The sequence below is a fragment of the Rothia sp. 110740021-2 genome, from assembly GCF_054263775.1.
Map to the genome: position 1 here is coordinate 313,249 of NZ_JBSZFE010000002.1, position 8,106 is coordinate 321,354.

An 8,106-nucleotide genomic window follows, 5' to 3' on the forward strand; every position below is an offset into this window, starting at 1 on the left:
TATCGTCCGTAGTGACATCAGGGTGCCCGAAGCGAAGCGAGGGCGGGTCCCCTGTAGGAACGGGGACGAATACCGTCTCCCAAGCGGAACCAGAAACGGAACGAACTAGCCCCAGAGGAACTGGATCGTACCCGCCGCAATAGATGCACCGTACGCAACAGCGATAATGATGGCGGCTGCAATGCTCACGTGCACGTCACGCGGCGAATAGGAGGGTACGCGCGCCCAGGTGCGTTCGCCTGCGCCGAAGCCGCGCGCTTCCATGGTGATAGCCAGGCGGGAGCCTCGGCGGATGGCCTGCACGAGCAGGGCGAAGCTCTGCCCGCCGAAGGTTTGTGCACGTCCAATAAGGGACTGGCCTGCACCGAGTCCGCGGGCGCGTCGTGCCTGGCCGAGGGCATTCCACTCAGCGAAGAGAATACCGACCAGGCGCAGGGCAGCGACGGTTGCGAGCACGAACCGGGAGGGCAGTTTGAAGGTTTGTGCGAGGGAGTCACCCAGGTCGGTCGGGTCGGTGGTGAGTACAAACGCGAGGGTGGGTAGGACCATGGCGAGGGAGCGGATCATCATGGCTGCACCGACGGCGGCGGAGTCGGTGGTGATGCTGTTGAAGCCGAGGTCGAGAATGGTGGTGCCGCTTTTGGCGCTGAGCATGGCGACGGACCAGCCGGTGGTGATGACGGCGATGAGGATGGGCCAGAAGCGGGCGAGAACGTTGACGGGGCGGAATCCGACGAGGATGAATCCGAGCAGTTCGAGGGCGAAGAGGATGCCGGAGGTGAGGGGGTCGCGCACGATAAGTGCGGCGATGATGAGGGTGAAGGAGACGATGAGTTTTACGCCGGCGTTGAGGTTGCTGAAGTAGCTGGTTCGGTCGATGGTGCCGAAGAAGTCGGTGTTCATGCGTTCTCCTTTCCGGGGGTGGTGAGGGCGGGTAGGGTGATGTGATTGCCGCCGAGTGCGGCGGTGTAGTCTTCGTCGTGGGTGATGGAGATGACGGCGGTGCCGCCTGCGAGGAGTTCGCGGATGAGGTCGACGAGTTCTGCCCAGGTTCGTGCGTCTTGGCCGAAGGTGGGTTCGTCGAGGATGAGGATTCGTGGTGCGGTGGCGAGTGCGGAGGCTACGGAGAGTCGTCGTTTTTCGCCGCCGGAGAGGGTGAAGGGGTTGGCGTCGAGTAGGTGGGTGAGGCGTAGGCGGGTTGCAAGCTCGTTGGTGCGGGCTGCGAGGTCGTCTTCGTTGAGGGGTTCGCGGGTGAGTGCGGCGAGTCGGCGGGGGCCGAGTTCGAGTTCTTCACGTACGGTTCCGCGGATGAATTGGTATTCGGGTTCTTGGAAGACGTAGCCGATGCGGCTGAGCATTTGGGCGGGGGTCCAGGTGGGGATGTCCCAGTGGGCACTGTTTTCTCGCTCGCCGTCACCGTCGTGGTTACATAGCGCATCGGTGGCGGTGAGGGTGCCGTCGGGTGCGGTGAGGAGCCCTGCAAGGGTGAGGGCTAGGGTTGATTTGCCGGCGCCGTTGGGTCCGAGCACGCTGAGGTGTTCGCCGGCGTGCAGGGTGAGGTTGATGCCGCTGCGGAGTACGGGCAGGTCGATGGGTGCGGGTGCGGGGGTGTCGCCGAGGTGTTTAATGGTGCGTCGGCGTGCGCGTCGTTGTTTGGGGGTGGGTTGTGCGCGGGTGATGCTGAGGTTTTCGGCGCGCAGTAGCGCCTCGCCGGTTACAGCCTCGCCGCTCTGGTTATCGCTGCCGGTCTGCGGTGCGCGCGGCACGTAGTTGGGTACCCATACGCCCGCGTCGATGAGGTCTTGACGTGCTTCGGTGAGCACGGTGTCGGGTGCGCCGTCGTGGGTGATGGTGCCGCCTGCGCCGAGCACGATAATGCGGTCCATGTGCGGTGCCCAGATGCTTACGCGGTGTTCTACGACGAGTAGGGTCGCGCCGGTCGCCTCCGCGGCAGAGAGGATGCTGTCGCGTACTTCCCGCACACCGGCGGGGTCGAGGTTGGCGGTGGGTTCGTCGAGGATCATGGCGCCGGGGTGCATCGAGAGGATGCCCGCCAGGCCGAGGCGCTGCTTCTGTCCGCCGGACAGTGCGCTACTGGGGTGGTCGAGGGGTAGGTTGTTGAGCCCTACGGCGGTGAGGGCTTCGGTGACGCGGCCCCAGATTTCTTCGCGGGGTACGCGCAGGTTCTCGGGGCCGAATGCGACGTCGTTGCCGACGGTTGCCATGACGATGGAGGATTCGGGGTCCTGCTGCATCATGCCCGCGGTGCCGCGTGCTTCACCGGGTTCTTTGCCGTTGATGGTGATGGTGCCGCCGGCGGATTCGCCGTCGTCATCGTGGAGCACACCGGCGATGGCGTGCAGGAGCGTCGATTTGCCGGCGCCGGAGGTTCCCAGTAGCAGTACTTTTTCACCGGGGTTGATGGTGAGGTTGAGTCCGCTGATGACGGGTTCTGGGCGTCCGGGGTGATGCCAGCTGAAGTTGTTGAGCTCGATGCGCGCCCCGCGCGGTGTTGCTTCCATGATAGTTCCTTAGCCTTTTGTGTGGCTGCTGTAGTGTGCCGAGTGGTGACTAGTTGCTGGTGGTTAGCGGCGGGTCTTGCCGGATGCCAGCGAGGAGAGCACACCGGTCTTGGCGAGGTTCTGCACGAGAATCCATGCGAGGAAGCCTGCGATGACTGCACCGGAGATGACGGAGCATGCTACGTAGATGATTGCCTTGACCGGTTCCATGTCGGGGTAGTAGATGAAGATTTCGTTACCGCCCATGAACAGGCCGCAGAGTGCACCGGCGAAGATGGCGACGGTTGCGTTCCAGCGGCGGTAGCCGAAGATCGCGAAGGCAACTTCAGCGCCGATGCCCTGGATGAGGCCTGCAAGCAGGATTTCGCCACTCCATGCGCCGCCGGTGAAGAGCACGGAGATGAATGCTGCGACGATTTCGCAGAAGAGTGCCGCACCGGGCTTGCGGATGAGCAGGCCGCCGAGGGTGCCGCCGAGCAGCCATGCGCCGCCGATGATGGGGCGGAATTCGGGTGCTGCTACGAGTGCGGTTTTGGTGGCGGGGCTGACTGCGATGTCCCAGATCCAGAAGATGACGGCGCAGGCTACTGCGATAACTGCGGCAATAACGATCTCGTTAACTCGCCAGCGCAGGTTCGGCTTCTTCGCTTCTGCTTGTGCAGGTGCCTGGGAGGTGGGGGTTACGTTCTGTGACATAGGTGGTCCTTCCGTCGTTGGAAGGGGAATGTCCTCGTCCTCTTAATGGACGAGGGCATTGAGAAGAAATTCGACTCCCTACGCCGGTACTAACCGGATCAGGTTCGAGGGTCTGCTTAGCACTCTCAGCGCCGTGGTGGCGCTCCCCTGTCGTGTGGGGTTCTTTGTCCGTACCGTTGTGGTGTGGGCGGGAACCCAGGTTTGATTGTAGGCGTGTCTGGCTGTTCATGCCAATTTACCGCTTTTTGTTCCCTTCGTCTGCCCACATTACAGAATTGAACGGCATACAATTTTGGGATGGAGAGGCTCCCAGGCGGCACAAACGCCTTAAACCCTATACGCTAGGGAGTGGCGCTCTTTTCTCACCCAACCCCGAAGAGGTTCACGGGTAGGACGCCACATCGTATACAGCTAAGGAGATACACATGAACCCCGTCGCTAAGCTTGCTATTGCGGGTATCAACATGGGCGTAGCAGCCCTGATCGGCAAGGGCCTGAGCGCAGCCTGGACCAAGGCTACCGGCAACCAGCCTCCCGCCATTTCCCAGGAGTCTGAAGATACCCTGCGTCAGGTCATTCTCTGGACCGTTCTGACCTCCGTCGTAGGTGCTGTGGCGAGCTTCGGTATTGCTCGCCTGCAGCGTCGTTTCTTCTAATGAGATTTGTCGCCTTCCGCGCGATAGTTATGAGCTAGGCGGTACGTATCTTCACTCGGTACGTACCGCCTGGCGTTCCATTTTCAGCACGCCCGCTCTACTTCAGCCGGCTTCATGCCACCGGTACGCTGAAGCTTCGCCTCGGCATCTGAAAGCACAACTATGACTATTTCTTCTCCTCGCCCTAAGGCGAAGGCTCCGCGTAGGGTCATTGACCACGCACACAGCCGCCGCTCGGTCACCTCCTGGGTCATGTGGGATGTTGGTTCCTCGAGCTTCGACTCGATTATGACGACCTTCATCTTCACCGTGTACCTGACCAGTAGCTACTTCGGCACTCCCGAGGAGACCTCCTCGGCGCTGTCTTTGGGTCTGACTATCGCCGGTTTCCTTATTGCTATCCTGGCGCCGGTCACCGGTCAGCGTAACGACAAGTCTGGCCGCGGCATCTTCTGGCTCGGCGTGAACACCATGCTGCTGGTCAGTTCCATGGCGGCTTGCTTCTTCGTGGCCCCCACTCCACAGTACCTATGGTTGGGTGTCACCCTGATTTCTGCTGCGAGCGTATTCAGCGAGTTCGCCTACGTAAACTATAATGCCGTGCTGCCGCGTATCTCCCATCCGGAAAATATCGGCAAGATTTCGGGCGCCGGATGGGCGGCCGGCTACATTGGCGGCATCCTGGCACTGGCTGTGGTGCTGTGGGGGTTTGTGCTTACCCCTCAGGTACTCGGCCTAACCACCGATAATGCCCTGAATATCCGTGCGGTTGCGCTGTTCGCTGCCGCCTGGTGTTTGGTCTTCTGCCTGCCGCTGCTGGTGCGTATGCGCACCCGCAAGCGCTTCCTACCGGAGGTGCTGCCCACCCGCGAGCTGCGTTTCCTGGAGCTGGGTCTGGAGCATTTCTCCCCGGCTCGTCAAGGCGGCCTGCTCGCCTCATATAAGGCGCTGTGGCGCACGATTCGTCGCTTGAAGATGACGTCCCCGCAGACCCTGTGGTTCCTGGTGGCATCGGCAGTGTTCCGTGATGGCCTGTCCGGTATTTTTACGTTCGGCGGTATTCTCGCTGCGGGTACGTTCGGTTTCAGCACTTCCAATGTGATCCTGTTCGGTATTGCCGGTAGCGCTGTCGCCGCAGTTGGTGCTATTCTGGGCGGCTACCTGGATGACTACCTAGGCCCGAAGGCAATTATTGTTATCTCACTGGTCGGAATTATCTTGGCGGCTACCCCGCTGCTGTTCTTCCCTCAGCCTGGCGTGTTCTGGGTATGCGCCCTGTTGCTGTGCCTGTTCGTGGGCCCGGCACAGTCGGCCTCCCGCACCTTCCTGGCTCGCCTTGCCGAGCCTGGCACTGAGGGTGAGCTGTTCGGCCTGTACTCGACCACCGGTCGCGCCACCAGCTTCCTGGCACCGATGCTGTTCGGTTTGTGCGTGAGCATCATGGGAGCACAGATTTGGGGTGTGCTCGGTATTCTGATTGTTGTGGTGGCGGGTTTGCTCCTGTTGCTGCCGGTGAAGGCGCCGGGCGCATTGCGTGTGCGTGCTGCTCGCCGTGAGCAGAAGCGCCGCGACAAGGCTACCCAATAAGGCCACCCGGTAAGGTTGCTCGGGTAGGTGCCGCGGGTCTAAGCGTCCTGCAGGCCCCACAAACGCAACCTTGCAAACGCAATTCCGCGAACACAAAGGGAGGGGCGGGTAGAAGAATTATCTTCTACCCGCCCCTCCCCTGTGCTTAAGCAATGCTTATCAAGCGGAGCTCAGAGAGCTATGCCAGAGAGCCGCAGTGGCTAGTTCTCCACCACGTCCTCCTCCTCGTCCAGAACCTCATCGCTACTCAGCTGAACCCAGGTTGCGTCATCAATCAGCGGATCATCAATCGCACGGACCCACAACATCGAACCAGCCGCCAGGGCGCGCAAGTTCTCGTCATACGCCTCAGCAGGCAGGCCCTCAAAAATCTCAGCCAGACGAGCAAACAGGTCATCGTACGAAATGTCGCCCTCAGCCTGCAGCCAGCACTCAGCCGCAAAATCAGACAGCTCATTCAGCTCAGTATCACGCAGCAGCAAGAACGGGCCGTCCTCACCCACACGCACACCCGAAGTACCCGGCATACGAGACACCGCAATCGTACCGTTCAAGAACACACCCGGCAGGTAATCCTCAACCGTGTACTTCTCCAGCTTCTCAACCTCATCAGCATTTGGCAGCTCACCACCATTCAGCAGATCCTGAACCAGCGGCAGAGTATCCTCAACCTCCGAGTACACCAGACGCCACACGCCACCGCAACGCTCCACCAGCTTGGCCAACGACACAACCCCCTCAGGGTGACGCGCCAGACCCGAGCTCTGCTCACTCAAGAACACCAGAGCCTCATGCAGCGGAACACGCTCAAAATACGGCTCAGAAGCCGACTCATTACGAGAAATGAACACAATACGCGACAGCTCATAGCTGAGGTCATCGCTATCAACCACGTTCAGACCCAAATCCACCGGGTTCTGCTGATCCTTCGGCGCATTCGGGTCAACAATCACAGACAGCGGCTTCGGATACGGCGACACAACACCCTCATCTGAAATAATCGCCGTCTCATCAGTCAGGTACGCAAACTTCGAACCCAAGAAACGCGATGCAGTCGTCTTACCGCTACCAGAAACACCCACCAGCGCCACAGCGCGCTTCGACTCAGGGTCACCAATAACAGCCGCATGCAGCATCACACCGCGACCAACCAGCTGCTCAATCATCGCCAACGTAATACGGCTCGTCAATTCCTGCATACCCGCGTCATCATTATCGACACGCAGTGTCGACACCTTATCAAACGAACCCATCAACGGATTCGCCAAATCCATCACCGACTCATCAGTCGGTGCATGAACCAGCATCACCTGATCAAAACGAGACAACGAAGCATACGCCTCATCAGGAGTATCAAAAAACTCCGGGGTAAGAGGCTCCCACGCCTTCTTAAAACGCTCCACAAAAGAGTCCGACATATCGATCAGACACAAAGGAACTTCCGCGCCAGCAACACGCAAAACAGCAGGCTTCAGATTCATCAAAAATCCTTAGAGAGTGAGAGATAAAAACCCGCACGCGAGTGAACGCACGAGCACACAGGTAAAAAACCGCCCAACGCAGGCGCACAAACACACAGCCTGTACACCCGCACCCCTAAGCGGGAAAGACTAAGACTCCACAGAACCGTCCGTAGGAATCATCGTCTGATGAAAATTCAAATAACTACGCGAAGCAGTCGGGCCACGCTGACCCTGGTAACGGTTACCATACGCACCAGAACCATACGGATGCTCAGTCGGGCTACTCAAACGGAAGAAACACAACTGACCAACCTTTGAACCCGGCCACAACATAATCGGCAAAGTCGCCATATTCGACAACTCAAGCGTCACATGCCCAGAAAAACCAGGATCAATAAAACCAGCCGTAGAGTGAGTCAGAAGACCTAAACGACCCAAGGACGACTTACCCTCCAAACGGGCAGCCACATCATCAGGCAGGGTCACCTTCTCATACGTAGAACCCAATACAAACTCACCCGGATGCAAAATAAACGGCTCATCAGGAGCCACCTCCACCAGGCGCGTCAAATCCTCCTGCGGCTGAGCAGGATCAATATGCGGGTACTTATGGTTATCGAACAGACGGAAGAAACGATCAATCCTCACGTCCACACTTGCAGGCTGAATCATCGACTCATCGAACGGTTCAAGAACGATGCGCCCATCAGCAATCTCTTGACGAATATCGCGATCTGAAATAAGCACGCTTAAAGGATACCTGGCAAACACCACCCACGTGCAGGCATCCACTAGCCTCAGCACACAGTCCTACATCACATTTCAACCCCGACACCCCGCGCACAAACAGCCGCAACACATTTCACGCCTGACAAGCAAGCGCGCTACACTGAAAAAGATGCGGCTGTAGCTCAATGGTAGAGCGCACGCTTCCCAAGCCTGATACGCGGGTTCGATTCCCGTCAGCCGCTCTCCTCAAGCCTTCTACCCCACGGTAAGAAGCTTTTTGCGGCTGAGGCGGGAATCGCTTCCAGGTGGAAATACATTCCCTCGCACGCTCGGGATTTCCGCCCTCCAGCCCGTCAGTCGCTCTCCTCAAGCCTTCTACCCCACGGTAAGAAGCTTTTTGCGGCTGAGGCGGGAATCGCTTCCAGGTGGAAATACATTCCCTCGCACGCTCGG

7 protein-coding genes, 1 tRNA gene and 1 riboswitch are annotated in these 8,106 nt (G+C 59.3%); of the genes, 3 read left to right on the forward strand and 5 right to left on the reverse strand.

Annotated elements, in window-relative coordinates:
• Positions 1 to 105: 105 nt before the first annotated feature.
• From ACUXHH_RS07250 to ACUXHH_RS07260, 3 genes are all read right to left on the reverse strand, one after another.
• Positions 106 to 903 carry an energy-coupling factor transporter transmembrane component T family protein gene (locus tag ACUXHH_RS07250; protein WP_279741677.1) on the reverse strand — a complete coding sequence of 266 codons (798 nt, stop codon included), beginning with the start codon at positions 901 to 903 and terminating at the stop codon, positions 106 to 108.
• Positions 900 to 2,522 (reverse strand): ABC transporter ATP-binding protein, encoded by a 1,623-nt coding sequence (locus tag ACUXHH_RS07255; RefSeq protein ID WP_458391141.1) that lies wholly within the window; start codon positions 2,520 to 2,522, stop codon positions 900 to 902. The genes ACUXHH_RS07250 and ACUXHH_RS07255 overlap by 4 nt, the downstream gene beginning before the upstream one ends.
• A gap of 63 nt (positions 2,523 to 2,585) precedes the next feature.
• Positions 2,586 to 3,218: an ECF transporter S component gene (locus ACUXHH_RS07260; protein WP_458391142.1), complete on the reverse strand. Its 633-nt coding sequence runs from the start codon at positions 3,216 to 3,218 to the stop codon at positions 2,586 to 2,588.
• 58 nt (positions 3,219 to 3,276) lie between these two features.
• Positions 3,277 to 3,377: riboswitch (TPP riboswitch) on the reverse strand.
• A 266-nt stretch (positions 3,378 to 3,643) separates the two neighbouring features.
• On the opposite strand from ACUXHH_RS07260, the gene ACUXHH_RS07265 reads away from it, so the two are divergent.
• Together ACUXHH_RS07265 and ACUXHH_RS07270 are read left to right on the forward strand one after the other, a co-directional pair.
• A complete protein-coding gene (locus ACUXHH_RS07265; protein WP_279741673.1) occupies positions 3,644 to 3,874 on the forward strand; it encodes a DUF4235 domain-containing protein in 231 nt (76 codons plus the stop codon).
• 162 nt (positions 3,875 to 4,036) lie between these two features.
• Positions 4,037 to 5,461: an MFS transporter gene (locus tag ACUXHH_RS07270; RefSeq protein ID WP_314079710.1), complete on the forward strand. Its 1,425-nt coding sequence runs from the start codon at positions 4,037 to 4,039 to the stop codon at positions 5,459 to 5,461.
• A 200-nt stretch (positions 5,462 to 5,661) separates the two neighbouring features.
• On the opposite strand, the gene ACUXHH_RS07275 is transcribed toward ACUXHH_RS07270, so the two are convergent.
• Both ACUXHH_RS07275 and dcd read right to left on the reverse strand, forming a co-directional pair.
• On the reverse strand, positions 5,662 to 6,942 hold the full coding sequence (locus ACUXHH_RS07275) for a septin family protein (protein ID WP_458391143.1): 1,281 nt from the start codon (positions 6,940 to 6,942) through the stop codon (positions 5,662 to 5,664).
• 129 nt (positions 6,943 to 7,071) lie between these two features.
• The gene (gene dcd, locus ACUXHH_RS07280) at positions 7,072 to 7,671 is read right to left on the reverse strand and encodes a dCTP deaminase (protein WP_279741670.1); all 600 of its coding nucleotides are present in this window, start codon (positions 7,669 to 7,671) and stop codon (positions 7,072 to 7,074) included.
• Positions 7,672 to 7,824: 153 nt separating this feature from the next.
• Here dcd and ACUXHH_RS07285 point away from each other — a divergent pair.
• A tRNA-Gly gene (locus tag ACUXHH_RS07285) sits at positions 7,825 to 7,895 on the forward strand.
• The last annotated feature ends 211 nt before the right edge of the window (positions 7,896 to 8,106 follow it).